Below are 24,141 nucleotides of genomic sequence, written 5' to 3'. Positions count from 1 at the left end.
TCGCTGACGGGCGCCGCGCCTAGCCGAGCAGCTTCAGCGCGATCGGATACAGCGTCAGCACCAGCAGCAGCGCCATCACCACGTTGAAGATGCGCAGCTGCTTCGGGTCCGACAGCACGCGCCGCATGGCAGTGCCGAAGCCCGCCCACAGGCAGATGCACGGGAAGCCGACCACGTAGAAAATGATCGCCATCGCCAGTGCGTTGAGGCTGTAGCTCTCGCTGAGGTGAATGGTGGTGGCGGCGGTCAGCACCATCATCCATGCCTTCGGATTCACCCACTGGAAAGCGATGGCCTCGTGAAACTTCATGGGCCGGCGTTCGCCTTTCTTCACCTTCAGTTCGCCCGACGTGCCGATTTTCCACGCGAGATACAGCAGATAAGCGACGCTCGCGACTTCGAGCACGGTGTACAGCACCGGAAAGTGCACGAAGGCCTCGCCAAGGCCGATGCCGACCGACAGCATCAACAGTACGACGCCCGCACTGATGCCAGACAGATGCGGCAGCGTGCGGCGAAAGCCGAAGTTGACGCCCGAGGCCAGCAGCATGGTGTTGTTCGGACCGGGCGTGATGGTGGTGACGAGCGCGAACAGAATGCCCGCGGGCAGCGCGCTGAGACTGAGGAAAGACATGGGTGGCTCCGGTGTCGATAGGACTTTCAGGCATTCTAGCGACGCAGGCCGGTACAGTACCGGTACGGATTTTGAAATGGTGTCCGGTACGGATGGCGTGACGGTGTCTGCTGTCGGACTTCGCAGGACACCCGTTTCCCGTCAAGTTCCGGACCTGTCCCGAGAGCGCCGGAATTTCTTTCCGGGAGCACCACACATAGGCTGGTCTTTAGCGCAATGTAGAAGGATGCGCCGCTGTGTTTCTTGCGTCAGGTCTACATTTTCTCGCGGCGCGTTGATCGCCGTTAAACGCGTTTCACTCCCGTTTTTCCGACCACTCTCCGGCCTCGATGGGGGACGGAACGAGACGCGGGCAGGAGACAGCATGTGGTATGCGTGGCTTGAAGAGCAGCGTGGCCTGATGCAGTCGCTCAGCAACTGGGCGATGCGCGGATGCGATGCCTGGTTGTCGCCGGCGATGCCTTGCATGCCCGTCGCCGCTGCCGGCTATGACTGGCTGTACCGGCTGGTTCGACCGACCCCCGAGCCACCGCCGTTCGGCATCTCGGCGGTGACGGTCGGCGCCACGTCGGTACCCGTTGTCGAACAGGTGGTCGACAGCACGCCGTTTTGCGCGCTGCGGCAATTCACGCGTGCGCACGTGCCCGTTGCGCCCGGGCGCGGTCAAAACCGCACGGCGCCACCGGACATCTTCCTCTGCGCGCCGCTCGCGGGACACCACGCGGTCATGCTGCGCGAAACGGTCGAAACGCTGCTGCAGGACGGCGATGTGTGCGTCACCGACTGGGCCAACGCACGTGACGTGCCGCTTGCCGCAGGCCGTTTTGGACTCGACGACTATGTGCTCGCGATCGAACGTTTTCTGCGAAAACTGGGCTGCGCGCATACGCACGTCATCGCCGTCTGCCAAGCCGCCGCGCCGACCCTCGCCGCTGCGGCGTTGCTGGCGAGGCAAGGAGAAGCGCCGCCGCTCAGCCTGACGCTGATGGGCGGGCCGATCGATGCGCGCCTCAATCCGACCGCCGTCGACCGGTTGGCGCAAAGCCACAGTCTCGACTGGTTCCGCGACACGGTGATCGACATCGTTCCGCCCGGCTATGCCGGTTCCGGCCGCCGGGTCTGTCCGGGCTTTATCCAGCACGCGGCGATCGTCGCCGCGCATCCGGACCGCCAGTTGGCGCTCGAATTGCGCTACTGGTCGAGCCACTTCTCAGTCGATGCGAAGGTCATTGCGAACAGCCTGCGTGCGCTGAACGAATACGCCGCGGTTCTCGACATGGCCGAAGATTATCTGCTCGACACGATCCGCGTGATCTTTCAGGAGCAGCACCTTGCCCGTGGGGAATGGCACGTCGGTGGACGCTGTGTGCAGCCGCAGGATCTCGCACCCACGGCGCTTTGCACCGTCGAGGGCGACCGCGACGACATTGCCGGAGCGGGCCAGACGCATGCCGCTCACACGCTGTGCAGTGCGATCCCGGTATCGAAGCGCTGTCGCCTGACGATAGCGGATTGCGACCACTATGACCTGTTCACCGGCCCGAGGTGGCACGAGGTGATTCACCCCGCCGTGGTCCGGTTCTGGGCGTCGGTGCGCTGACCGGGGTCTCGTGAGCGCACGCGAGTCGGGCGGCGAAGGTCGTCTTTAAAAAAGATGTTTCCCGTATTGATCTTTCGGTCCGGGCGGCATTAAATTAATTTTTCTGCGGCTTGCGCCAGGCGCCCGGTCAGCCAACACCTCGCGTGTGAGGTCGCGGTATTCGCCTACCGAGCGCCCACCGAGCCCCGCTCGCGGCGCGATGGCTGTCATGCAAACTCCCCAGCAAACGCAACGCCTATAACCGAGGAGGCGAAGATGCTGAGTCCCCATGAATTTGCAACCCTGATGCTGGTTAAGGACGCCCCGGATCAAGTAGAGCTGAATCGTGCGGATCTTGACGCTCTCCTGGAAAGTCAGCTCGTCAGGCTGCAACGGCTCGCGTCCGGGCGCCAGCGTGCCGAGATAACCGTCAACGGGCATTCTCTCCTCAAAGCCGTGGCCCGGATCCGCTGAGCGGCTCCGGGTCGTACACCTCTTGACGAGGGACACGGCGCGAATTTGACCTGCGCATGAGCCGACGCCCTGCCACGGAAGCCAGGAAAGAGGCTCGCCGGACGTAGCTTACGCAACGCTGCGCAAGCACTTGAAGACGTCGGCACGTCGCGTTGCGCACGTGCCGAACACCGCCATTGTTCCATCCACACGACCCTGTCGCGCGAAGGTTCGATCCGATTCCGCGAACGCGCGAGGGGCCGAATTTCAGGAGCTTCATGATGAGTCTGCTGACCCCCGAGCAAATCACTGCCGCTCAGAAAGCCAACCTCGACACCCTGTTCGGTCTGACGAACAAGGCATTCGAAGGGTTCGAGAAACTGGTTCATCTGAACCAGGAGGTCGTGAAGTCGACACTCGCCGAAATCCGGGATAATGCACAGAAAGCGCTGTTCGTTAAGGACCCGCAGGAACTGCTCGCGCTGCAAGCCAGCCTGACGCAGCCATTCGCCGAGAAGGTCTTGTCGTATGGACGTCACGTGTATGAAATTGCAGCGTCGACGCAGGCCGAATTCGCGAAGGTCGCTGAGGCGCGATACGAAGCGAACAACCGCCGGATGCAAACGCTCGTCGACGACATCGCGAAGAGCGCGCCCACGGGTTCGGAAGCCGCCTTTGCCGTGATGCAGTCGGCGATCACGGCTGCCAACACCGCATACGAAACGATTCACAACGCCACGCAGCAGGCAGTTGAAATCGTCGAAGGCAACTTCAACGTGGCGGCGGCTGCCGCATCGAAAGCGAATCAACACGCCGTCGAGCAAACGTCGCGCGCCGCGAGGAAGTAACGATTGACGCGCGTTTCCGCAGCACCCGTCGCCGGGACGCTGCGGAGCGTATTGATGGTCTGCCGATGCCTCCTCATGTCGGCATTTGACATTCCGCGCCCGGCCGCCGTCACTGACATCTTTCGGGAAGCGGATGAGTCAATCCGTGAGCCGGGTGCGAATCCCGGCGACCCAGCGAGCACGAGACGCGCACCGCCGTTGGCTACCGCGGCGGTGTTCTCGCGAGGTCGAAGCCGTTTCGCCCCGTGCGGCTCAGAACTCGACGTCCAGTTCGTCGATCTCGTCGGGCTCCTGGCGGGCGGCTGCAATCCACGCCTGCATCTCCGGCAGGGCCATGATCGTCTGGCAATAGGCGGCCGAAACGTCATCCAGTTGCACGTCATAGGTCAGAAACCGGGTGACGACCGGCGCGTACATGGCATCGGCCATGCCGAGCGCACCGAACAGATAAGGTCCTCCGTACGCTGCCCGGCAGTCGCGCCAGATGGTGGTGATCCGGTCGATGTCGCCTTGCGCGCGCGCCCAGACCTTGAAGCCGGCGCAATGAGCACGCAGATTCATCGGCAGCGCCGAGCGCAGCGCGCTGAATCCCGAATGCATTTCGCCGCAAATCGAACGACAGTGCGCCCGCGCGACGCGATCGGTGGGCAGCAGCCCGGCCTCCGGCCGTACTTCGTGCAGGTACTCGGCGATCGCCAGGGTGTCCCAGACTCTGACGCCTTCATGCTCGAGGCAGGGCACCAGGATCGACGGCGAGAGCAGCAGGAGTTCCGCGCGGATGGTCGGATCAGCCGGCGGCACCACAATCTCTTCGAATTCCAGCCCACTGAATTTCGCCAGCAGCCATCCGCGCAACGACCACGACGAATAGTTTCTGCTGCTGATTGTCAGCGTTGTCCTGGCCATATGCGAACTTCCGTGACGAAAGGGTGTTCCGCTATCAAAGCAGAAAAATAGATATACTAACTATATAGACGCGACAGGCGACTTTTTGCTTTTCGAGCCTCTGACAGTGGTTATTTTGCGGGCTCCCGCATGATGTATCAAGCTTACCAGGCGTATGCCGACATGGCTGCCCCGCTTCAGGCGGCCGCCAGCGCGGCGGCCGTTTCCTCTGCGGCGTGGCCAGGGTTGTTGTCCACGAACAGTCTGGCACGGGATTTCGGCGCGTTCCTTGAATGGCTGGCGCTCGCGCGCCTCACGCATCAGCGGCCGCCATTTGGCATTCGTAGTGTTCAGATTGATCGCCAGGTGGCCGCAGTGAGCGAAGAGGTGGTTCACCGCACACCGTTTTGCACCCTGCTGCATTTCAGGAAAGACATCCAGCCCACGCAACCGCGGGTCCTGCTCGTCGCGCCGCTGGCGGGCCACTTCGCCACGCTACTGCGCGGCACGGTGGCCGCGATGCTCGCCGAGCACGACGTCTACATCACCGACTGGCACAATGCGCGCGACGTCCCTCTGGCGGACGGCCCGTTCGGTTTCGACGATTTCGTCGGGCATGTGATTCGCTTTCTCCAACTGCTCGGTCCGGGGACGCACGTGGTGGCGGTCTGTCAGCCAACGGTCGCGACCTTGGCCGCCGTCGCGCTGATGGCCGAGGATGGCAATCCGGCGCAGCCGCGGAGCATGACGCTGATCGCCGGCCCGAACGATACCCGCATCAATCCCACCCAGGTTGACGAATGGGCCGTGAGGACCCCGCTCGCGTGGTTCGAGAACGATCTGATCGACCTGGTGCCAATGCGCTTCCCAGGGGCGATGCGGCGTGTCTATCCTGGATTCGTGCAGCTTGGCGCGTTCATGTCTATGGACCTTCGGCGGCACGTCAGCGCGCTGATCGATTTCTACAATTACCAGGCGCAGGGTGACACGGGGAAAGCCGAGGTGATCCGCGCCTTCTACGCAAATTATTTTGCGACGATGGATTTGCCGGCCGAATTTTACCTCGACACCGTGAGCCGGGTTTTTCAGCAGCACGCGCTGCCGCGTGGCAACCTGCTGATCGCCGGCCGCCGCGTGGACCTGCGCGCGATCCGGCACACGGCGCTGCTGACCGTCGAGGGGGAGAAAGACGACATTTGTGCGGTCGGCCAGACCGAAGCGGCGCAGGAAATGTGCAGCAGTCTGCCGTCCTTTATGAAGACTCACTACATGCAGACCGGGGTTGGGCACTACGGCGTGTTCGCGGGCCGGCGCTGGGAAACGAAGATCTACCCGATCGTCAGGGAGCTCATCCACGACAGCGAAATGCGACACGCCCCGGTCCACGCTCCGCAGGGGTGCGGGACGGTTTGTTGAACCGCATCAGCTCGCGAGCACACGCCGATAGCCTGGCGTCAGGCACGACGTCCGGTCGCGTGTGGTCACGGAAGAATGTGACGCTGGCGTGGCTGTCTCTGGGCGGATGCGCTCAGGGTTCGAGCACGTAGGTGCCGGGTGCATCGCCGATTACCGTGCCGCCGCCCAGGACGGGCGGTACGGTTTTCTTGCCGGAATGCGCGATGAGCCACTGCTGCCAGCGCGGCCACCATGAACCTTCGCACACCGGCGTCTGCGCGAACCATTCGTCCGGGCTCACATAGGCAGCATCCTTGCGCCGTGTGCCGAAGCGGTAGCGGCGTCCGGCATGGCCCGGCTCGGAGACAATCCCCGCATTGTGTCCGCCCGAGGTCAGCAGAAAACTGATCTCGGCGCGGGTCAGCTGGTGCAGCTTGTACACCGAGCGCCAGGGCGACACATGGTCGCGTTCTGTGCCCACCAGAAAGGCTGGCAGTTTGAGATCGGAGAGCTTCACCGGTCGCCCCCCGACACAGTACCGGCCTTCGGCCAGATCGTTGCGCAGGTACAGATGATGCAGGTTTTCGCTGTGCATGCGATAGGGCAGGCGCGTGGTGTCAGCATTCCAGGCCATCAGGTCAGTCGGCTTCGCGCGCTGGCCCAGCAGGTACTCACGAATCGACCGGGACCAGGTCAGATCGCGCGCATGCAGCAGCTGGAAGGCGGCAGCCATCTGGGCGCCATCCAGATAACCTTGCTCCCACATCAGCGCGTCGAGCCAGGCGAGTTCGCTCGGGTCGATGAACAGGCCCAGTTCTCCCGGCTCGCTGAAGTCGGTCTGCGCGGCGAACAGCGTAACCGTCCTGAGCGGGACTGATTGGCGCACGCCGTCCCGTTCCAGTACGGCCGCACCGATTGCCAGCAGCGTCCCGCCGAGGCAGTAGCCGGCCGCATGAACCGGGGCTGTGCCGGTAATTCTGCGCAACTGCGTGAATGCGTCGAACAGGCCCAACTGGAGGTAGTCATTCAGGCCAAGGTCGCGCGCTTCTTCGCGAGGGTTCTTCCAGGAGATCATGAAGACCGTGTGTCCCCGTTTCACCAGATAGCGCACGAGCGAATTGTGGGGAGAAAGATCGAGGATGTAATATTTCAGGATCCACGAGGGCACGATCAGCACCGGCTCGTGCCAGACCGCCGGGGTTTGCGGCGCGTACTGGATCAACTCGATCAGATCATTGCGATAGACCACCTTGCCGGGCGTGATGGCGACGTCCCGACCGACGCAATGTGGAGTGCATCTGCGACGTGAGACACCCGGGCTGTATCCGGCGAAAACCTCCTGCTGGTCATCCAGCCAATGGCGACCGCCTTCGACGAAGTTTCGTCCGCCTGTCCCGGCAGTCGCCCGCAGCACTTCGGGGTTGAGCCACCAGCAGTTGCCTGGTGAGAGCATGTCGGTCCATTGACGGGCGGCGAAACTGATCACGTGTTCATGATGCGGCGAGACACCTGGCAGGCCCGTGGTGGCTTCCTGCCAGAACGACTCGGTCTGTCGAAAAGCGTCGCGCAGCAGACTGAACGGCCAACGCTGCCAATCCGGATCGGCGAAGCGCGGATCGCTGTCTCCGCCAGGGCGTGGGAACGATCCTGTCAATCCTGACTGCCAGTGCTGCCAGATCCGCTGGGCGAGCGCCACCTGCGTGCCCGGCGAGCCGGTCAGATGCCACGCCCAATCCAGCCATGCCAGCGACAGCGCCGCAGGCGACACACCGCCGGTGGCGCGGGCGAACGCGGCATGCACGAGCCGGTCGACCTGCCCGGCCGGCGCGTTGCGCAGCGTATCGAGGCGCTCATGCGTGCAGTCGGGTCCAGCTGAGAGCCCGGCCGGACTCGCGCCCGGCCACGGATTGTCAGTGGGTTGTGTAACGGTCATTGTCATTGCCATTCCCCGGACGGCCAACGCGATGGCCTGTTAATTAATTGGACAGTGAAACCATGTCGCAGTGCGACGATTGCATGCGAGGATTCATCCGATGCTCTGCGCAGGGCGAGCCATCTTCGTGTCACCAGAACGGGGCGTTCAGTTCGCGCGCGGGCGGAAGGTGATCGTGCAATGCGCCGGCGCCGTGCCGTTGTCATCGAGCGGCTCTCGCGGCAATTGGCGAGTGCCGGGCCGTTTCGTCAGATCAACGAACCCGGCGTTGCAGGCGATGGCACGAGGCGCCATGCGGAACGTGCGCGTCACGTCACGTCGCTCCTGCCGGCGCGTGCGCGACGGGTTGTGCGCTCAACACCGGCTTGACCAGTTCGTTGCGCACATCACACGAGGATGCGCGGCCGAGCAGGGCATGACTGGAAGCGAGCCATCGGTCGGCGACAGCTCGCCCACCCTTGAATAACGCGTCGATGAGCGACCACGACGTGCTGCTCTTCGACACGAGGCCGAACCCCGCCAGGAAAGGGTCGTCACGGATCAGGTGGAAGCGTACCGGCTTGTATCTCGTCAGCTTGGACGCATTCACCGCATCAAGCTCGGCCAGAACGCGATTCACCGCCTCGATGGCATTGATCTCGAGCACGACGGACGCATTGAAACCGATCTCGTTCAGGCGATCCAGAATGTCGCGCGCATTCCTGGGCGGCATGTGCTGCCGGACGAGCGGGTTGACCATCACGAGGATCAGGTCCTGCGCCGCGTCGACGAGCGGCGACAGCGGCGGGTTGCCGAGATACCCCCCGTCCCAGTAGGGCACGCCGTCGATGCTCACCGCCCGGAACGCGGTCGGCAGACAGGCGGAGGCCCGCAGCGCATCGAGGGAGATATGCGGTTGCGTAAAAATCGTGCGCTGGTTGTCGCGGACATTCGTCGCCGAGACGAACACGCGTACCGCGCCTTCGGCCCGGTTGAACGCTGCCAGTTCGGCAGTTGGCAAGACCTCTTCAAGCAGCGGAAGCAGCGCGTCCCGGTAGAACGGGTTGTTGTACGGCGAGACGACGAGGCCCACTGCCTCGAGCGCGATCGCGATCGGGCTCCAGTCGATATTCCAGCCGCCGAACGGAGCGGGCTCGGCGAAGCCGAAGAGCGGATTGCCGGCAAGGGTCCCGCCGCGCGAGACCGCTTCCCAGAATGAGCGCAGCTTGTGGCGCGCCGCGTCGGGACCGCCGAGCGCCAGTCCGCACGCACACAGAGTGGCGTTGATGCCGCCCGCGCTTGCGCCGCTGATCGCGGCAATATTCAACGTTGCTCGCCCGACTTCCTCCAGCAGACGGTCGAGCACGCCCCAGGTGAAGGCGCCATGCGATCCGCCGCCCTGCAGCGCCAGCGCGACCTTGGCTGCTTCGTTCGGTACGGCCGTTGCCATCGTATGCTCATTTGCCATCGCGTAGGCTCCATCAGTCACAAAACGAATATGCCTCGGTCAACGTCACATTGCTCAATACGACCTGGTCCAGTGTGTTCCTCAGCTGCTACTCGGCCGCCAGTGGCGCACATCACTGCGTCGGCAGCTTTCCGTCGCTTGCGATGTCCGCGCCAGGTTGTGCTTGTTGGCGGCATCGTCACGTTGACGTGTTGATGAGGGCGGGCAGCCTTGACGCGAGCGATTTGGCTGTCTTCATCGCGCTATCTTACGCGACCGCTTCGGCAACGTGACAACGCCTCGCGGCGGCATCCGGGCCGCCGTCTGACTTGAACGGCTAACCTAAGTAGGGATAGTCAGCCGCCTGGTTTCGGGAACGCGGTTCACGGTCTGGTTTTCGTAGCGCCGTGCAAGCGGTTCACACCCTCACTCACGTGACGACCCGGGCAGGCGCTGCCCCACCTTCTTGCGCGCGGAGGGCGTCAGCACCCCGGCGAAAAACAGATCCAGTGCTTTCTCCAGCGCTTCGCGCGGCGTCAGCCCCGTTCGCGTGAGCAACGCCGGCTCGTGGACGCCTCTGGCAACCTGCAGCCAGTACTCGGCGACGAACTTCACGTCGATGTCGGCGCGGATCATCTCCTGTTCGATGCCGAGGTTCAGGACGCGCGTGAATACCGCCGGGATATTGCGCTCCTTGATGATCTGGATTTCATCGTAGAGATGCGGCGCGAAGCGGTGGAGATCCTGCAGAAAGTCGGGGGACATCGCGCCTGCATGATCGGCGATCACGCGCAGCAAACCTTCGAGCTTCTCCGGGAACCGGCCGGGTCCGTCGAGTATTTCCGTGACCTGGCGACGGACGGTGGCGCCGGTCGCCGTGATGATCGCGGCGACCATCGCGTCCTTCGACGGGAAGTGAACGTAGAGCGTCTTTTTGCTCATGCCGAGCGCGAGCGCGAGCCGGTCCATGGTGAGCCCGCTATAGCGCTCCCGCAGCAGGATCTCGCGCGCGGCCGCAAGGATGATTCCCGCAGGCCCTTCGGCGAAATCGACCGGTGGCAAAGGTGTCGGTGGCGTTGCGATGTTACGGTTCTCCTTTGTCGACGAGCCGCATACGTGGGCTCGGCAGGTTCGGCAGGCTCGTTCCCGTCCAGATGATCAGCGGTTCTATGTTTTGAACCCCGCGCGGTTTCGTCCGCGCTACGGTTGCTGCTGCTCCATTGCCGCGGCCTGCCATCCGCCGCCCAGCGACTGGAATAGAGCTGCCGTATCGGTAAAGCGGTCGGCTTGCGCACGGGTTCGGTCGAGCGCGGTTTGCAACGTCTGACGTTGCGTGTCGAGCAAGCCGAACTGACTGACGCCGCCCGCCGCATATTGCGCGTGCGCGATAGCGAAGCTCGCCTGCGCCTGTTGCGCGGCGTCGTCGCGCGCCTGCAGTGTCCGGGCGTCGTTCTGCAATGCCGTCAACGTGTCCGCGACCTGTTGCAGCGCCTGAAGCACGGTTTGCTGATAGCCGGCAAGCGCGTCGTTGTAAGCCGCCTGGGCCGAACGTTGTTTCGCGCGCAATTCACCGCCGTGAAAAATCGGTTGCGTGATGTTCAGACCGATGTTCCAGATGTTCAGGCCTTTCACCACATTCTGTATGTCGGTGCGCTCCGAACCGATTCCCGCCGACAGCGAAAACTGCGGATAAAGATTGGCTGCCGCCACGCCGACATTCGCGCTCGCCTGATGCAATAACGCTTCGGAGGCGCGAATGTCGGGGCGCTCGCGCGCGAGCGTCGAGGGCAGCGTGACCGGCACATTACCGGGCAGACGCAGCGAGTCCAGCGTGATCTCGTCGAAGTCCGCTTGCGACGGTGCGACCCCGAGCAGGATGGCGAGTTGATGCCCGGCCTGAGCGAGTTGTGTGGCGAGCGGCGGCAGCGAGGCGCGGGTCTGCGCAAGCAGGCTGCGCTGGCTGCGCACGTCGAGTTCTGACACGCCGCCGGCCGCGAAGCGGGCCTGCATGATCGCAAGCTGTTGCGCCTGTGTGTCAGCAAGGCGCTGCGTCAGTGCAATCTGCTGCTGCAACGAAGCTCGCCGTACGACGGTGGAGACGACATTGCCGGCAATGGACAGCCGCGCGGCCTCGAATTCGAAGGCCTGATAGTCGACTTGTGCCATCAATGCTTCGAGCGCCCGACGATTGCCGCCGAAGATATCGAACGCATACGACACGCTGACCGACGCGTTGAATAGCGAAAACGGTCCGGGATTCGGTACGTTGGGCAAACCGAATGCAGCGGTGGAGACCTTTTGCCGCGCCCCCGACACCTTTGCGTCGACACTCGGGAACTGCGTGGCGCCTGCCTGGGCGTTGTAGTTCTCACGTGCTTCGATCAGTTTCGCGCGAGCTTGCGCGAGGGTCGGGCTTTGCCTTAAGGCCTGTTCGACCAGACGATCGAGCGGTTCCGAATCAAACTGCGTCCACCACATCGACGCGGCGTGGCCGGATGAGATAAAGGTCTGCGACGAACCCGCCGCGCCGCTTGCCGCCTCCGTCGCGGCAGGCAGCCGCTCGCGCGTATAGGTTTGCGTGTCCGGCGCCGCGGGCGCATGAAAGTCCGGACCGACGGTACAAGCGCACAGCGCAAGGAAGGACAGGAACGCGAGTCGTTTCATGACGGGGTCTCCTAGTCGAGCGTGCGCCGATAGAAGCGCAGTGCCACGCCCATCACGATGGCCGTAAAGAGTGCCATGGGCCACACGGAGGGCCAGAGTTCCGTCCAGCCGTTACCCTTGAGAACAATGCCGCGGATCAGGCGGTTGAAGTACGTCAGCGGCAGCAGATTGCCGATGAACTGCGCCCAGCGTGGCATGCCGGCGAACGGGAACATGAAGCCCGAAAGCAGGATGTTCGGCAGGAAATAGAACACGGCCAGCTGCATGGCCTGCAACTGGTTCTGCGCGAGCGACGACAGCGTGATGCCGACCGTCAGGTTCGCCGCGATAAACAGCAGCGCCGCGAGATAGATCGCCACCACGCTGCCGACGAACGGCACATGGAATGCATAGCGCGTCGCGACCAGGATGATCGTCGCCTGGATGAGGCCGATGATCACGTAAGGCACGATCTTGCCGGTCATCACTTCGACCGGCAGGACCGGCGTGGCGAGCAGGTTTTCCATCGTGCCGCGCTCGCGTTCGCGCGTGACCGCGAGGCCGGTCATCATCACGAGCGTCATCGTCAGGATGACGCCCATCAGGCCCGGCACCACGTTGTATTGCGTGATGCCCTCGGGGTTGTAGAGACCGTGAACCTGGACATTGAATGCGGGCTGACTGCCGTTCAGATGCGCGAGCGAGCCGGTGATGTCCTTGTCGGCGACCGGCTGCACGAGGCTCGGCAGCGCGGCGATGGCCGCGTTCGTTGCAGTTGGATCGGTCGCGTCGGCTTCCACCAGCAGTGACGGATGTTCGCCGCGCAGCAGGCGCCGCGAAAAATCGACCGGCACGTTCAGCACGAACTGCACGCGGCCCTGCGCGAGGGCAAGGTGGCCGGCTTCCTCGTTGGGCAGCGTTTCGACGATGTCGAAGTAAGCGGAGTTCTTCATCGCCGCGACGAAGCTGCGCGAAAACGGGCTGTTATCGCCGATGATGACGGCGGTGGGCAGATGCTTGGGATCGGTATTGATCGCATAGCCGAACAGCGAGAGCTGAATCACCGGCACGCCGACGATCATGGCGAACGTGACGCGGTCGCGCCGCAATTGCAGGAATTCCTTGAGCACGATGCTCCACCAGCGCGTCAGTGAAAATAGCGTGCGTGTTTTCACGGGCGTGCTCCGAAGTTGTCCGTCGAGCGGCTCATCAGATAGATGAATACGTCTTCGAGCCCGGTTTCGATGCGCTCGATGCGTAGTTCAGTACCGGCGGCAGCCTGTTTGACGGCGTTTTCCAGCGCGGAGTGATCGTGGCCGCTCACGTGCAGCGCCGAGCCGAAGAGGACGGTCTGGTCGACGCCGGGTGTCTTGCGCAATTGTTCGGACAGCTTGCTCAGATGGTCGCCGTAGAGGGTCCACGTCGCGAGATTCTGCGATTCGATCACTTCTCGCGCCGTGCCTTGCGCGAGCAGCTTGCCGTACGCGATATAGGCGAGCTTGTGACAGCGCTCGGCCTCGTCCATGTAGTGCGTGCTGACCAATACCGAGATGCCGCGCGCGGCGAGCTGGTGCAGTTCTTCCCAGAAGTCGCGCCGGGCGGCGGGATCGACTCCCGCGGTGGGTTCGTCGAGCAGCAGCAGCCGCGGTTCGTGCAACAGGCAGGCGGCCAGTGCGAGCCGCTGCTTCCAGCCGCCGGACAGCGATCCCGTCAGCTGATGTGCGCGGCCTTGCAGTCCGAGCGATTCGAGCGAGCGGTCGACGGCCTCCTTGCGGTTCTTCATCTGATAGATCCGCGCGACGAAGTCGAGATTCTCGCGAATGGTCAGATCTTCCCAGTACGAGAAGCGTTGCGTCATATAGCCGACGTTGCGCTTGATCTGCGCGCTCTCACGGTTGATGTCGAAGCCGAGACACGTGCCGGTGCCCGAATCGGGCGTGAGCAGTCCGCACATCAGGCGGATCGAGGTTGTCTTGCCGCTGCCGTTCGGTCCGAGAAAGCCGAAGATCTCGCCGCGTGCTACCTGCAGGGACACGTCGTTGATGACGTGCTTGTCGCCGAAGTGCTTGTTCAGATTCCGCACGTCGATCGCATAGTCCTGGGCGGAAAGGTTCATTGCAGCGTCACCGTGACGGGTTGGCCAGGATGCAGCTTGCTTGCGTCAGCCACGGACGGATGCGCTTCGACCATGAAAACCAGCTTCGCGCGGCTCTCGTTGCTGTAGATCACGGGCGGCGTGTATTCGGCCTTGCTCGATATGTAGGTGATTCTGGCGGGTATGTCCGCCCCGCAGCCGTCGCAATGCACCAGCAACGTTCGTCCCGCCGCGAGCCGGCCGACCACGGTTTCAGGCACGAAAATGCGCACCTTCACGTTCCGCGGCGGCAGCATCTGGACGACGGGACTGCCCGCCTGCACCCACTCGCCGGTTCGGTACAGCGTGTCGTAGACAAGCCCGTCAGCGGGAGCGTTCACACGCTTCTGATCGAGCTTCCATTGCGCCTGAGCGACAGTGGCCTGCGCGGCTGCGATCTGCGCGTTCTGCGCGGTGATCTGTTGCGAGCGGCCGGGCAGGCGCGCTACCTGAACCTGATTGCTGAGCTCGCGAACCTGTGCAGCCGTTGCATCGGCGTTGGCGCGCGAATCGTCGAGTTGCGCCTTTGGAATGCCGCCGGCGTGGAATTGCGCTTCGTCGCGCGTCAGTTGCAGCGACGCCTTGCGAGCATTGGCGACGGCCTGGGCGAGTTGCGCCCGCACCGCGTTGACTTCGGGCGGACGTTTCCCCGTTTCGATGTCCGCCAGCTGCGCGCGTGCCGCCGCGAGCTGCTGCTGCGCCTGTTGAAGTGCGGCGGTTTCGTCGGCCGATTCGAGCGTGAAGAGCGGCGCGTTCGCCTGCACGGTTTGTCCCCGCGTGACCGATAGTTGCGTGAGCGCACCGGACTGCGACGACGCGAGATAGACGAATTCGCCTTCTATGTAACCTTGGTATTCGTTGTTGTTTTGACGTGAGCAGCCGGACAGCACGGCGGCGACGAGCAGCAGCGACAGCGGCGCGCAATGAAGCCGGATCATGACTGGCTCCGCGAGGTGCGGCGGCGCAATGCGTTCGTGCCGAAGGCTGGAAGGGGCGCGTTTCGCCAGTCTTCCGCGGTGGCAAGCGGCAGCATCACGCGTGTGATAACCGGATTGAAAACTGACATGAGTTCAAGTTCCGTTTGAGCGCGCCGCGCTTGCCGTGCGCTACTTGCCGTGCGCTATAAACCCGTAGCCCAAATTGATTGGATTCGGACGTGGCGTTGGACCGCTTTGATGTCTCCGCTCAAAGTGGGCGGCGCTTCAGTTCCGGACAACACGCCAGTGGATTGATTCGTCCGCGCGCCACCGGACCGCACCTTGGGTCGGTGGAAACTATCTTCGTCGTGTTGGTTTCCTGGGTCAATCGAAATGTGAGAGCCCGGACTTGCGGAGTGGACATGCGGCTTCACGGCAACTACGCGGGTGCGGCGCCGATCGGGTTATGCCGCATGGGCTTTGGCCCGATTCGGGGCGCGGACTCTCACTGAGCGCCGAGTTTCCTGATGAGGACGTCGAGTTGCGCGATTTCATCGTCGGTCAGGTCGGTGAGCGGGGCGCGCACGGGTCCCGCGCTGCGGCCCACCAGCTTCGCGCCGGCCTTCACGATGCTGACCGCGTAGCCCGCGCGGCGATTGCGAATGGCGAGATACGGCAGGAAGAACTCGTCGATCAGCTTGCCCACCGTGGCGTGATCGTCCGAGGCGATTGCACGGTAGAAGTCCATCGCCGTCTTCGGGATGAAGTTGAACACCGCGGACGAATACACCGGCACGCCCATCGCCTTGTAGGCGGCTGCGTAGACTTCGGCGGTCGGCAGGCCGCCGAGGTACGAAAAGCGGTCGCCGAGGCGGCGGCGGATCGACACCATGTTCTCGATTTCACCCACGCCGTCCTTGAAACCGATCAGGTTCGGGCAGCTGTCCGCGAGACGTTCGAGCATGTCGGCGTTGAGCCTTGAATTCGCGCGGTTGTAGACGATCACACCGATGTTCCGCACCGCCTTGCAAACCTGCTCGACGTGCGCGGCGATACCTTCCTGCGATGCTTCGGTCAGATAGTGCGGCATCAGCAGCACGCCGTTCGCGCCGAGGCGTTCGGCTTCCTGAGCATATTCGATCGCCACGCGCGTCGGGCCGCCCGCGCCGGCGAGAATCGGCACCTTGCCCTTGCAGGTTTCGGTAGCCGTACGAATCACATTCGTGTATTCGGTCCTGGTCAGCGAAAAGAACTCGCCCGTGCCGCCCGCGGCGAAGAGCGCCGTCGCACCGTAGGGAGCGAGCCATTCGAGGCGCCCGGCATAAGTGTCGGCGCGAAAGTCGCCCTGCGCGTCGAAGTCGGTGAGGGGGAAGGACAGCAGGCCTGAGGAGATGATGGCTTTGAGTTCTTGAGGGGTCGTCATCGTGTATTCACGTCTTTTATGGCAAGAAGCAGCGGCCACGAGGACCGCGGCCGAAGGAATGTTTTGCTTTAGCGTACGAGACACGGACGCTTGTTATCGAACTTCCAGTTCGGAATCAGGAACTGCATCGCGACGCCGTCGTCGCGAGCGCCCAGGCCGTGCTGCAGATACAGGGCGTGCGCTTTTTCCACTTCGTCCAGATCGAGTTCGACGCCCAGGCCCGCTTTTTCCGGCACCTTCACTTTGCCGCCTACGATCTGCAACGGATTGCGGGTCAGGCGCTGGCCGTCCTGCCAGATCCAGTGGGTATCGATAGCGGTGATCTTGCCGGGCGCAGCGGCGGCGACCTGCGTGAACATCGCGAGCGAAATGTCGAAGTGGTTGTTCGAATGCGAACCCCACGTCAATCCCCACTCATTGCACATCTGCGCAACGCGGACCGAGCCTTGCATCGTCCAGAAGTGCGGGTCGGCGAGCGGGATGTCCACCGATTGCAGCTGGATGGCGTGGCCCATCTGGCGCCAGTCGGTCGCAATCATGTTGGTGGCGGTCGGCAAGCCGGTCGCGCGGCGGAATTCAGCCATCACTTCGCGGCCGGAATAACCATTCTCGGCGCCGCAGGGGTCTTCCGCATAGGCCAGCACGTGGTGTTGGTCGCGGCAAAGACGAACTGCCTCGGACAGCGACCACGCGCCATTCGGGTCGAGCGTCACGCGCGCTGTCGGGAATCGTTCGGCGAGCGCCGTGACCGCTTCGATTTCGGCGTCGCCTGGAAGCACGCCGCCTTTGAGCTTGAAGTCGTTGAAGCCATAGCGCGCTTGTGCGGCTTCGGCGAGGCGCACCACGGCCTCGGGCGTCATGGCTTCTTCGGTGCGAAGACGCTCCCAGTCGTCGCTGCCGTCCGCGCCGCCGGCGTATGGCAGAGCGGTTTTTTTCCGGTCGCCGATGTAGAACAGATAGCCGAGCATTTCGACTTCGTCGCGCTGCTGGCCTTCGCCGAGGAGTGCGGCAACCGGTACGCCCAGATGCTGTCCGAGCAAATCGAGCAGCGCGGCTTCGAGCGCGGTCACCGCATGGATGGTCGTGCGCAGATCGAAAGTCTGCAAACCGCGTCCGCCGGCGTCGCGGTCCGCGAACTGCGTGCGCGCTTTGTTGAGCACGGCCTGAAGGTTGCCGATCGACTGACCCACGACGAGCGGACGCGCATCGTCGATGGTTTTGCGGATGCTCTCGCCGCCGGGGACTTCACCGACGCCGGTGTTGCCCGCGCTGTCGCGCAGAATGACGATGTTGCGCGTGAAGAACGGGCCATGCGCGCCGCTCAGGTTCATCAGCATGCTGTCACGGCCGGCGACTGGAACGACGCGCAGCTCGACGACCGTCGGGGTGGCATTCGATTGGAAGGTATTCGTGGACATGGTGGTTGGACCAGTTAAGTTAGGAATCCGACTGGCGGGAGCCGTTTGGGTGTGCGGTGCCGGGCACTGAAGCGAGCGTCGAAAATGAGGCTGAAACTGAGGCCGGAACTGAGGCTGAAACTGAGGCCGGAAGCGCGTTGCTCATGCCTGGCTATTCCTTGAAGTCAGTGGGCTTTGCTATGCACGGCTTGCGCCGGCGCGTCACGATTCACGAGACGATTGCGGGTGAGGAAGCCGGCTGCGGCCGCGACGAGCGATGCCACGGCCAGCCCGTACAGGCCGCCGGAAATCGAGCCGGTGTGCTGTTGCAGGTAGCCGAAAGCAGCAGGAGCGAAGAAACCCCCGAGGTTGCCGACCGAGTTGATCAGTGCAATCACCCCGGCCGCGACACGCGCATCCAGATACCCCTGCGGAATCGGCCAGAACAATGATGAAGCGGCCTTGAACCCGATCGCGGAGAAGCAGATCGCCACGAACGACAGAACAGGGTTGCCGGATGTCGAAGCGAACAGCCCGCAAGCCGCGATGACGAGCGCAGCCGCGAGCCATGCCTGCTGGAAGCGCCACCTGGCCGACAACATCGCGAAACAGTACATCGCGAACATTGCAATGAGCCAGGGTATCGCGTTGAGCATGCCGACTTCGAAGTCCGACAGTCCACCCATCTTCCTGATAATCGTCGGCAGCCAGAAGGTCGCCGCGTAGATCGTCAATTGAATCGCGAAGTAGAGAAAGCAGAACAGAAGGATTTGCGGGTCCTTCAGCAGTTTTGCCGTCGGCAGGTGCGCAGCGCCGAGCGCGTCGCGCTCGGCCTGCTCGGCGGCGATCGTCGTTGCGAGAACTTGCTGTTCTTCTGCCGTCAGCCACGCGGCGTCGCCAATGCGCGACTTCAGCAACATCCAGCTCACGGCGCACAGGCCAACCGAAAACCCGCCTTCAATGAGAAACATCCACTGCCAGCCGTGCAGTCCGAGGCCGCGAATCGACAGCAAGGCGCCCGTAATCGGGCCGGACAGCACCGATGCCAGCGCCGAGCCAGCGAGGAAAACCGCGACGGCCTTGCCGCGCTCTTTCTGCGGCAGCCATTGCGTGAAATAGAAAACGACGCCGGGGAAGAAGCCGGCCTCGGCGACGCCCAGCAGGAAGCGCAGCACGTAAAACGACGTGTCGTTCCAGACGAAAGCCATGGTCGCGGCCACCACGCCCCACGTGCCCATGATGCGCGTGAGCCAGGCGCGGGCGCCGTATTTCTGCATGAGGACGTTCGACGGCACTTCGAACAGCGCGTAGCCAATGAAGAACAAGCCGCTCCCGAGTCCATACGCGGCGGCGCCGATCCCAAGATCTGCCTGCATGTGCGAATTGACGAAGCCGATGTTCACTCGGTCGATATAGTTCGCGATGAACATGATCAGAAAGAGCGGCAGCACGTGCCGCTTGACCTTGGAAACCGCGGATTCGAGCGGGCCGGCCGCGGTGGCGGGAGCAGGTGTCAAGGTTGTCTCCAGTGTCGGCCGATTCGACGGCCTGATCGAACGCAACGCGCCGCATCCGGCAGCAGCGGGAACTATCTTCTCTCAAAGGCGTGAGATACGTTGTCGGACGACAGTCTACTTTTTCCGTTTTTACTTTCCTACGGAGTGTTTACCCTGGCCATTTACACCTTTATTACAGCCGCTGGGCCGGAATTCGCAGCACTGATGTTGAATTTCAAGCGGGTAAACTAAGACATCTGATGACATGGATTCTATCGGTCATCGACTTGGACTACGTTATGATGGCCCTATCGAGACGTCAGATGACGTGACGCACGCGCAACGTGTGCTTTTCCAGTTGATGAGGCAACAAGCTACAAAATGAGCAGCCTGACTGAGAAGGTGGTGGCCACTCTTTCCGAGGAAATCCGCCGTGGATCGCTTAGGCCGGGAGACCGCATTCCGACTGAAGTAGCGCTGATGAAGCAGCTCTGCGTGAGCCGCTCCGTGGTTCGCGAGGCGATTTCGCGCCTGCAGGCGGCGAAAGTGGTTGAGACGCGTCACGGCATCGGCACATTCGTATTGACGCCGGCCGTGGAAGAGCCGATGCAACTGCCTGCCGCCGACCTGTCCAGCATGCTCGACGTGATGGCCATTATCGAGTTCCGGATCGACGTCGAGGCGGCATCCGCTGCTTTTGCGGCGGCGCGGCGCACTGCGCAGAATCTCAAGCAGATGCGCAGCGCGCTGGAGCGTTTCGAATCCGAACTGGAGCGGGGCAGTACCGACGTGCTGGCGCATGACATCGAGTTTCATCTGCAGATCGCGCGAGCCAGCGGGAATCGGTACTTCTTCGACGTTCTCAGTCAACTCGGACGCGCGGTGAGTCCGCGCACGCGGCTAGGTTCCGCCGAGATCGCGGAGCTCGACCATGTCGAACATCTGCGCAATGTGCTGCGCGAGCATCAGTTGATTTACCGGGCAATCGAACGTCAGGATCCGGACGACGCACGCGCCGCCATGCGGATGCACCTGAGCAACAGTCGCGAAAGACTTCGACGCGCGCACGAGTTGAGCAAAGCGGGCGTGTAAAGCGCTGCGCAAGGACGTCATCTCAGGACGAGCTGCATGCCGCAGCAAAGAACAAAGACGAGAAGGGCGGCGGCGATGGCCATGTTCAGGGGGTAGCGCATTTTTCACCCGGCACGAGCGTTGCTGTGCTTTTATCCTAATCAGCCGGTGGAGGATAAAAAGCGGGCAATAAGCGGCTATGTGCGAAAGCCAACGTAGCGCGCCGGCTTAAACGGCTGTTTTTGTGCGGGAGCGCTTCCAACCGCGCAGGCGTTGCGCCGGGTTGCAACGCTCCTTTTGTGGCTGCATTGCAACCTGCCTACGCGGTGGCGTCGGTGACGGGTTACTGCTTACTGCGGCATGGCAGGCGGCTGGATACCCGCCGCTGCGCCGCGTGGCGGCTTGTTCGCCGCGGCCAGGTCTTCCGTGAGACTGGTGCGCAGCGTCGCGATGGCCTGCTCCGGGTTGGCCGGCTTCAACTGCTCACGAGCGAGCGAGTCGTAGACGTAGTGGCGCAGCATCGGATCCTGCGTCTTGTTCAACACCTCGTGATACACCGCGACGATGTCGCCTTCACGTCCGCTCATCGCGTACAGGCGGCGCAGCTGTTCCAGATCGTTGACTACCGCGAAGCCCGGACCCATCGGTCCGTGAGGTGGCGGCCCGTCGCCGCGATGCGGCTCGTCATACGCATGGACCGCTGCGGGCGGCGGTGGCGCTTCCTGTGCAAGCGCGGTTCCCGCGGCAAGGGTCAATACGGCGGCCAGCGCCGCACTCACTAATCCTTTTTTCATGATCTCGCTCCCATCGAGACAACGCCGGCGCTACAGTGCGCCAGCGTATCAGCAACGATAGCCGACATGAGCTTGCGCGAGGTTACTGAAGCTTGCGTTGTAACTTACCAAACCTTGCGGACAGGCCGGCGGAGCCGGCAACGCGAACCGGCATGGCACGGCCGACGCCAGGGTGTGCCCGCTGGCGCAATGACGCCGGATAGCGCATGATTGACGCGATGTGCCGTCCGACCCCACAAGCAGCAAGCGTTCGCGGGACGCACGGCACACGCGAGGCCACCGGTCATCTGCCAGGAGAAGTGCAGCGCGGCGATGCCCGGTCGGCGAGTATCCAATACGTTAAGGAGGATTTCGCATGGACCGACCTGACGCCGCCAATCCGTTTGGCGATTTCACCAAAATGCTGGAGCAGTTCAAGCTCCCCGGCTTCGACGTGCCCGCCATCATGGACGCGCGACGCAAGGACGTCGAAGCGCTGGTTCAGGCCAATCAAACCGCCTTGCAAGGCATGCAGTCGCTTGCGCAGAAACAGGCGGAGATGCTGCGCACCACGCTGAGCGAATTGCAATCGCTGACGGGGCAGTTGTCCACCGGGGGCGCTGCGCCTTCGGCGAAAACCGCCGAGCTGATCCAGCAAAGTCTGCATAAGTCGCTTGCCGATATGCAGCAACTCGCGCAAGCCGCGTATCAGACTCAAGCCGAGTCATATGCGGTGATCGCAAAGCGTGTGGAAGAAAACGTGCAGGAGCTCAAGTCGCTTTTGCAGCAACAGAAGAAGTAAGGGCGCGTCGACCGATTCGGGTATGACGTGGCCAGACGAAGTATCGGTGCCGCGGATCGGCCATCAGGTCATCCGCGGTATTTTTTTGCCTCGGGAATCTGGTTTCAAACAGGCCTTTTCCATTCATCCACAGGCCATCCAGTTCGACGGTTATTGTCAGAGGAAAACGGCAATAAACGGCGATTTATTCGGCATCCGCTTACATTTGCATCGACATGCGCGGCGCATCGATATTTTTCTGCCGCCGCGCGGCGTTGTCACACGCCTGTTCGCTTTAAACCGCATACGTCGCGAATATCTGCGCCGAAGCGCCGCCCCTCATGGACATCGTCCGCAAAAATCAAACGCGCTCGAACGGCCCGAAGGCGGCTGAAGGTTTGAATCGCCTCGCAAACGATTGCTGTACCGTCGCGCGCCGCCTAAAGTTTCGCGCTGCCACTCCGTAGACGCATTCACGCAACCCCACTGGTGTGAATGCAGCACTGGCGCCGCCAGTCGGGGAGTGCGCCCCTGGTTCGTCGTTTGTGATCGGCTGCGCGCCGGGCACGAGCGTTTCACCTCGAAGGAATTCTCTTGAAACCGATGCTCTCTATCAGCATTGCTCGCGCAATGCTCGGGGCAAGCTGCGTGCTGTCGTTTGCCGCGCATGCCACGCTCGGCCAGAACGTCAGCACCGTCGACAGCGATCAAACGCGCATGCGTGCAGTCGCTCATACGGCCACTGCGCAAGGCGTGTACTCGGTGCACCTGCTGACGATGCCGTCCGGCACGCTGGTGCGCGAGTACGTTGCGCCCAACGGCATCGTCTTCGGTGTCGCGTGGGAAGGCCCGACGCTGCCGGATCTGAAGTCCGTGCTGGGCGCCGCGTTCGACCAGTACGCCGCGGCCACCGCAACGCGCAGCGGAACGCCGCTCGCGGTTTCCAGCAGCGATCTGGTGGTGTACTCCGGCGGCCATCTGCGCGCGTTCGCCGGCCATGCCTATCTGCCGCACGCGATGCCCGCGGGTGTCGACGTCGGCGTCATTCAATAACGGAGCGGTCATGCGTCATACGTCTTCGTTCATCACCCTGTTGTGCGCGGCGCTGCTCGCGTTGCTGGTCAGTGCCTGCGGCGGCGGGGGCGGCGGCTCCAGCGGCTCGGCCACGTCGGCCAATTCCAGCACTTCGGCCAGCACCTCGGCCAGCACCTCGGCCGGCCCGACCGTCACCAATACATCGCCTTCGCCACAAGTGGTGGCGGCCAATGCGGTGCGGGTCAGCGTCGATTCCGGCGTGAGCGGCGTGCCGAACATGCCGTTCGTCAGCGTCACGATTTGCGCGCCCGGCACCAGCCAGTGCGAAACCATCGATCACGTGCTGGTGGATACTGGTTCGTGGGGCTTGCGCGTGTTCGCCTCGCAATTGCCCGCATCGATGACGCTGCCGCAGCAGAAGGACGGCTCGGGCAACCTGGTCGCCGAATGCATGCAGTTCTTCGACGGCTACACGTGGGGTCCGGTGAAGCTCGCCGACTTGCAGATCGCCGGCGAAACAGCAGCCTCGTTGCCGATCCAGCTGATCGACCCGGGCTACGCTTCCGTGCCGGCCGATTGCGCGAGCGTAGGCTCGCCGCGCAACACGCCGGGCGCGTTGCAGGCCAACGGCGTGCTCGGCATCGGCGTGTTCAAGCACGACTGCGGCGCGGCCTGCGTTCAGCAGGCGGTGCCCGGCACCTATTACGGCTGCAGCGGCTCGGCTTGCACGGCGATTCCTCTGGTCGAGGCGCTGCAGGTCGCCAATCCGATTCCCTACTTCGCCACCGACAACAACGGTTCGGTCCTGAGCCTGCCGACGGTGTCGGGCGGGGCACCGTCGGTGACCGGGCAACTGGTGTTCGGCATCGGCACGCAGGCCAACAATACGCTGGGCAACGCGCAGGTGATCGGCGTGAGTCCGTCCAACGGCACCTTCACGACGGTGCAGAACGGCAGGACGTATTCGCGCAGCATCCTGGACAGCGGCTCGACCGGCCTGTTCTTTCAGACCAGCGCGTTGCCGGTGTGCGCGAGTCCGAATAGCGCGTACTACTGCCCGAGTTCGACCGAGCAGCTCAGTGCAACGATCGAAGGCGTGAACGGCATCACGAGCGCGGTCACGTTCAATGTCGGCAACGCCATGGCGATCGCGCAGACGTACAGCGGCGATGCGGCGCTGCCGTTGCTGGCCGGCCCGGCGTTCGTGACGTCGACGATCTTCGACTGGGGACTGCCGTTCTTCTACGGCCGTAACGTGTATGCCGCCGTCGAGCAGCAGACGACGCCAGGCGGTGCCGGTCCTTACGTTGCGTATTGA

The 24,141-nt window shown here is 63.1% G+C and carries 23 protein-coding genes; 9 read left to right on the top strand and 14 right to left on the bottom strand.

The features are described 5' to 3' along the window. Window positions 1–19: 19 nt before the first annotated feature. Window positions 20–634 (bottom strand): LysE family translocator, encoded by a 615-nt coding sequence (locus AC07WT_RS34020; RefSeq protein WP_492594411.1) that lies wholly within the window; start codon window positions 632–634, stop codon window positions 20–22. 364 nt (window positions 635–998) lie between these two features. Between AC07WT_RS34020 and phaZ the strand changes: the two genes are divergently transcribed. The 3 genes from phaZ to AC07WT_RS34005 all read left to right on the top strand — a co-directional run bounded on the left by phaZ (window position 999) and on the right by AC07WT_RS34005 (window position 3,514). After that, window positions 999–2,234 carry a polyhydroxyalkanoate depolymerase gene (gene phaZ, locus AC07WT_RS34015; RefSeq protein WP_494950337.1) on the top strand — a complete coding sequence of 412 codons (1,236 nt, stop codon included), beginning with the start codon at window positions 999–1,001 and terminating at the stop codon, window positions 2,232–2,234. Window positions 2,235–2,489: 255 nt separating this feature from the next. Then, window positions 2,490–2,687: a hypothetical protein gene (locus tag AC07WT_RS34010; protein WP_492594602.1), complete on the top strand. Its 198-nt coding sequence runs from the start codon at window positions 2,490–2,492 to the stop codon at window positions 2,685–2,687. Window positions 2,688–2,947: 260 nt separating this feature from the next. Beyond that, window positions 2,948–3,514, top strand: coding sequence for a phasin family protein (locus AC07WT_RS34005; RefSeq protein ID WP_494950336.1), 567 nt, complete (start codon window positions 2,948–2,950; stop codon window positions 3,512–3,514). A 252-nt stretch (window positions 3,515–3,766) separates the two neighbouring features. Here AC07WT_RS34005 and AC07WT_RS34000 read toward each other — a convergent pair whose 3' ends face one another. After that, window positions 3,767–4,420 (bottom strand): glutathione S-transferase family protein, encoded by a 654-nt coding sequence (locus AC07WT_RS34000; protein WP_492594600.1) that lies wholly within the window; start codon window positions 4,418–4,420, stop codon window positions 3,767–3,769. 129 nt (window positions 4,421–4,549) lie between these two features. Between AC07WT_RS34000 and AC07WT_RS33995 the strand changes: the two genes are divergently transcribed. Next, window positions 4,550–5,815, top strand: a complete 1,266-nt coding sequence (locus AC07WT_RS33995; RefSeq protein WP_494950335.1) for a polyhydroxyalkanoate depolymerase — start codon at window positions 4,550–4,552, stop codon at window positions 5,813–5,815. Between the two features lie 112 nt (window positions 5,816–5,927). Here AC07WT_RS33995 and AC07WT_RS33990 read toward each other — a convergent pair whose 3' ends face one another. The 11 genes from AC07WT_RS33990 to AC07WT_RS33940 all read right to left on the bottom strand — a co-directional run bounded on the left by AC07WT_RS33990 (window position 5,928) and on the right by AC07WT_RS33940 (window position 19,184). Continuing rightward, entirely contained in the window at window positions 5,928–7,727 is a 1,800-nt protein-coding gene (locus AC07WT_RS33990; protein WP_494950334.1) for a PHA/PHB synthase family protein, read from the bottom strand. A 147-nt stretch (window positions 7,728–7,874) separates the two neighbouring features. Next, a complete protein-coding gene (locus AC07WT_RS33985) occupies window positions 7,875–8,039 on the bottom strand; it encodes a hypothetical protein (protein WP_494950333.1) in 165 nt (54 codons plus the stop codon). A 1-nt stretch (window position 8,040) separates the two neighbouring features. Beyond that, window positions 8,041–9,156 (bottom strand): patatin-like phospholipase family protein, encoded by a 1,116-nt coding sequence (locus tag AC07WT_RS33980; RefSeq protein ID WP_494950332.1) that lies wholly within the window; start codon window positions 9,154–9,156, stop codon window positions 8,041–8,043. Window positions 9,157–9,579: 423 nt separating this feature from the next. Then, complete coding sequence (locus tag AC07WT_RS33975) at window positions 9,580–10,215, bottom strand: TetR/AcrR family transcriptional regulator (RefSeq protein ID WP_492594597.1); 636 nt, start codon at window positions 10,213–10,215, stop codon at window positions 9,580–9,582. A 138-nt stretch (window positions 10,216–10,353) separates the two neighbouring features. Continuing rightward, window positions 10,354–11,817 carry an efflux transporter outer membrane subunit gene (locus AC07WT_RS33970; protein ID WP_494950331.1) on the bottom strand — a complete coding sequence of 488 codons (1,464 nt, stop codon included), beginning with the start codon at window positions 11,815–11,817 and terminating at the stop codon, window positions 10,354–10,356. A gap of 11 nt (window positions 11,818–11,828) precedes the next feature. Beyond that, window positions 11,829–12,971 carry an ABC transporter permease gene (locus tag AC07WT_RS33965; RefSeq protein ID WP_492594595.1) on the bottom strand — a complete coding sequence of 381 codons (1,143 nt, stop codon included), beginning with the start codon at window positions 12,969–12,971 and terminating at the stop codon, window positions 11,829–11,831. Further along, window positions 12,968–13,912, bottom strand: coding sequence for an ABC transporter ATP-binding protein (locus AC07WT_RS33960; RefSeq protein WP_494950330.1), 945 nt, complete (start codon window positions 13,910–13,912; stop codon window positions 12,968–12,970). Before AC07WT_RS33960 ends, AC07WT_RS33965 begins: the two co-directional genes overlap by 4 nt. Further along, the gene (locus tag AC07WT_RS33955; RefSeq protein ID WP_494950329.1) at window positions 13,909–14,868 is read right to left on the bottom strand and encodes an HlyD family secretion protein; all 960 of its coding nucleotides are present in this window, start codon (window positions 14,866–14,868) and stop codon (window positions 13,909–13,911) included. Before AC07WT_RS33955 ends, AC07WT_RS33960 begins: the two co-directional genes overlap by 4 nt. Before the next feature lie 484 nt (window positions 14,869–15,352). After that, window positions 15,353–16,270, bottom strand: a complete 918-nt coding sequence (gene kdgD / locus AC07WT_RS33950; protein ID WP_494950328.1) for a 5-dehydro-4-deoxyglucarate dehydratase — start codon at window positions 16,268–16,270, stop codon at window positions 15,353–15,355. 68 nt (window positions 16,271–16,338) lie between these two features. Further along, window positions 16,339–17,688, bottom strand: coding sequence for a glucarate dehydratase (gene gudD / locus AC07WT_RS33945; protein WP_494950327.1), 1,350 nt, complete (start codon window positions 17,686–17,688; stop codon window positions 16,339–16,341). A 164-nt stretch (window positions 17,689–17,852) separates the two neighbouring features. Further along, window positions 17,853–19,184 carry an MFS transporter gene (locus AC07WT_RS33940; RefSeq protein WP_494950326.1) on the bottom strand — a complete coding sequence of 444 codons (1,332 nt, stop codon included), beginning with the start codon at window positions 19,182–19,184 and terminating at the stop codon, window positions 17,853–17,855. Window positions 19,185–19,544: 360 nt separating this feature from the next. Here AC07WT_RS33940 and AC07WT_RS33935 point away from each other — a divergent pair, with 360 nt between their 5' ends. Further along, complete coding sequence (locus AC07WT_RS33935; RefSeq protein ID WP_494950325.1) at window positions 19,545–20,255, top strand: FadR/GntR family transcriptional regulator; 711 nt, start codon at window positions 19,545–19,547, stop codon at window positions 20,253–20,255. Between the two features lie 329 nt (window positions 20,256–20,584). Here AC07WT_RS33935 and AC07WT_RS33930 read toward each other — a convergent pair whose 3' ends face one another. Beyond that, window positions 20,585–21,028, bottom strand: a complete 444-nt coding sequence (locus AC07WT_RS33930) for a hypothetical protein (RefSeq protein WP_494950324.1) — start codon at window positions 21,026–21,028, stop codon at window positions 20,585–20,587. A gap of 355 nt (window positions 21,029–21,383) precedes the next feature. On the opposite strand from AC07WT_RS33930, the gene AC07WT_RS33925 reads away from it, so the two are divergent. The 4 genes from AC07WT_RS33925 to AC07WT_RS33910 all read left to right on the top strand — a co-directional run bounded on the left by AC07WT_RS33925 (window position 21,384) and on the right by AC07WT_RS33910 (window position 24,141). Continuing rightward, a complete protein-coding gene (locus AC07WT_RS33925; protein ID WP_492594587.1) occupies window positions 21,384–21,809 on the top strand; it encodes a phasin family protein in 426 nt (141 codons plus the stop codon). 22 nt (window positions 21,810–21,831) lie between these two features. Further along, on the top strand, window positions 21,832–22,182 hold the full coding sequence (locus AC07WT_RS33920; protein WP_494950323.1) for a hypothetical protein: 351 nt from the start codon (window positions 21,832–21,834) through the stop codon (window positions 22,180–22,182). 209 nt (window positions 22,183–22,391) lie between these two features. Next, the gene (locus AC07WT_RS33915) at window positions 22,392–22,841 is read left to right on the top strand and encodes a DUF2844 domain-containing protein (protein WP_494951112.1); all 450 of its coding nucleotides are present in this window, start codon (window positions 22,392–22,394) and stop codon (window positions 22,839–22,841) included. Window positions 22,842–22,851: 10 nt separating this feature from the next. After that, complete coding sequence (locus tag AC07WT_RS33910) at window positions 22,852–24,141, top strand: DUF3443 domain-containing protein (protein ID WP_492594585.1); 1,290 nt, start codon at window positions 22,852–22,854, stop codon at window positions 24,139–24,141.

Source organism: Paraburkholderia sp. GW821-FHT02A12, from assembly GCF_059422005.1.
The sequence above is the reverse complement of the archived record's forward strand: the minus strand, read 5'-3'. Positions and strand labels throughout refer to the sequence as shown.

What these genes read in the sequence shown, in the direction of transcription:
- AC07WT_RS34020 (WP_492594411.1), bottom strand. Translation starts at nt 634, where the DNA reads ATGTCTTTCCTCAGTCTCAGCGCGCTGCCCGCGGGCATTCTGTTCGCG.
- phaZ (WP_494950337.1), top strand. Translation starts at nt 999, where the DNA reads ATGTGGTATGCGTGGCTTGAAGAGCAGCGTGGCCTGATGCAGTCGCTC.
- AC07WT_RS34010 (WP_492594602.1), top strand. Translation starts at nt 2,490, where the DNA reads ATGCTGAGTCCCCATGAATTTGCAACCCTGATGCTGGTTAAGGACGCC.
- AC07WT_RS34005 (WP_494950336.1), top strand. Translation starts at nt 2,948, where the DNA reads ATGAGTCTGCTGACCCCCGAGCAAATCACTGCCGCTCAGAAAGCCAAC.
- AC07WT_RS34000 (WP_492594600.1), bottom strand. Translation starts at nt 4,420, where the DNA reads ATGGCCAGGACAACGCTGACAATCAGCAGCAGAAACTATTCGTCGTGG.
- AC07WT_RS33995 (WP_494950335.1), top strand. Translation starts at nt 4,550, where the DNA reads ATGATGTATCAAGCTTACCAGGCGTATGCCGACATGGCTGCCCCGCTT.
- AC07WT_RS33990 (WP_494950334.1), bottom strand. Translation starts at nt 7,727, where the DNA reads ATGACCGTTACACAACCCACTGACAATCCGTGGCCGGGCGCGAGTCCG.
- AC07WT_RS33980 (WP_494950332.1), bottom strand. Translation starts at nt 9,156, where the DNA reads ATGGCAACGGCCGTACCGAACGAAGCAGCCAAGGTCGCGCTGGCGCTG.
- AC07WT_RS33970 (WP_494950331.1), bottom strand. Translation starts at nt 11,817, where the DNA reads ATGAAACGACTCGCGTTCCTGTCCTTCCTTGCGCTGTGCGCTTGTACC.
- AC07WT_RS33960 (WP_494950330.1), bottom strand. Translation starts at nt 13,912, where the DNA reads ATGAACCTTTCCGCCCAGGACTATGCGATCGACGTGCGGAATCTGAAC.
- AC07WT_RS33955 (WP_494950329.1), bottom strand. Translation starts at nt 14,868, where the DNA reads ATGATCCGGCTTCATTGCGCGCCGCTGTCGCTGCTGCTCGTCGCCGCC.
- kdgD (WP_494950328.1), bottom strand. Translation starts at nt 16,270, where the DNA reads ATGACGACCCCTCAAGAACTCAAAGCCATCATCTCCTCAGGCCTGCTG.
- gudD (WP_494950327.1), bottom strand. Translation starts at nt 17,688, where the DNA reads ATGTCCACGAATACCTTCCAATCGAATGCCACCCCGACGGTCGTCGAG.
- AC07WT_RS33935 (WP_494950325.1), top strand. Translation starts at nt 19,545, where the DNA reads ATGAGCAGCCTGACTGAGAAGGTGGTGGCCACTCTTTCCGAGGAAATC.
- AC07WT_RS33930 (WP_494950324.1), bottom strand. Translation starts at nt 21,028, where the DNA reads ATGAAAAAAGGATTAGTGAGTGCGGCGCTGGCCGCCGTATTGACCCTT.
- AC07WT_RS33925 (WP_492594587.1), top strand. Translation starts at nt 21,384, where the DNA reads ATGGACCGACCTGACGCCGCCAATCCGTTTGGCGATTTCACCAAAATG.
- AC07WT_RS33920 (WP_494950323.1), top strand. Translation starts at nt 21,832, where the DNA reads ATGACGTGGCCAGACGAAGTATCGGTGCCGCGGATCGGCCATCAGGTC.
- AC07WT_RS33915 (WP_494951112.1), top strand. Translation starts at nt 22,392, where the DNA reads ATGCTCTCTATCAGCATTGCTCGCGCAATGCTCGGGGCAAGCTGCGTG.
- AC07WT_RS33910 (WP_492594585.1), top strand. Translation starts at nt 22,852, where the DNA reads ATGCGTCATACGTCTTCGTTCATCACCCTGTTGTGCGCGGCGCTGCTC.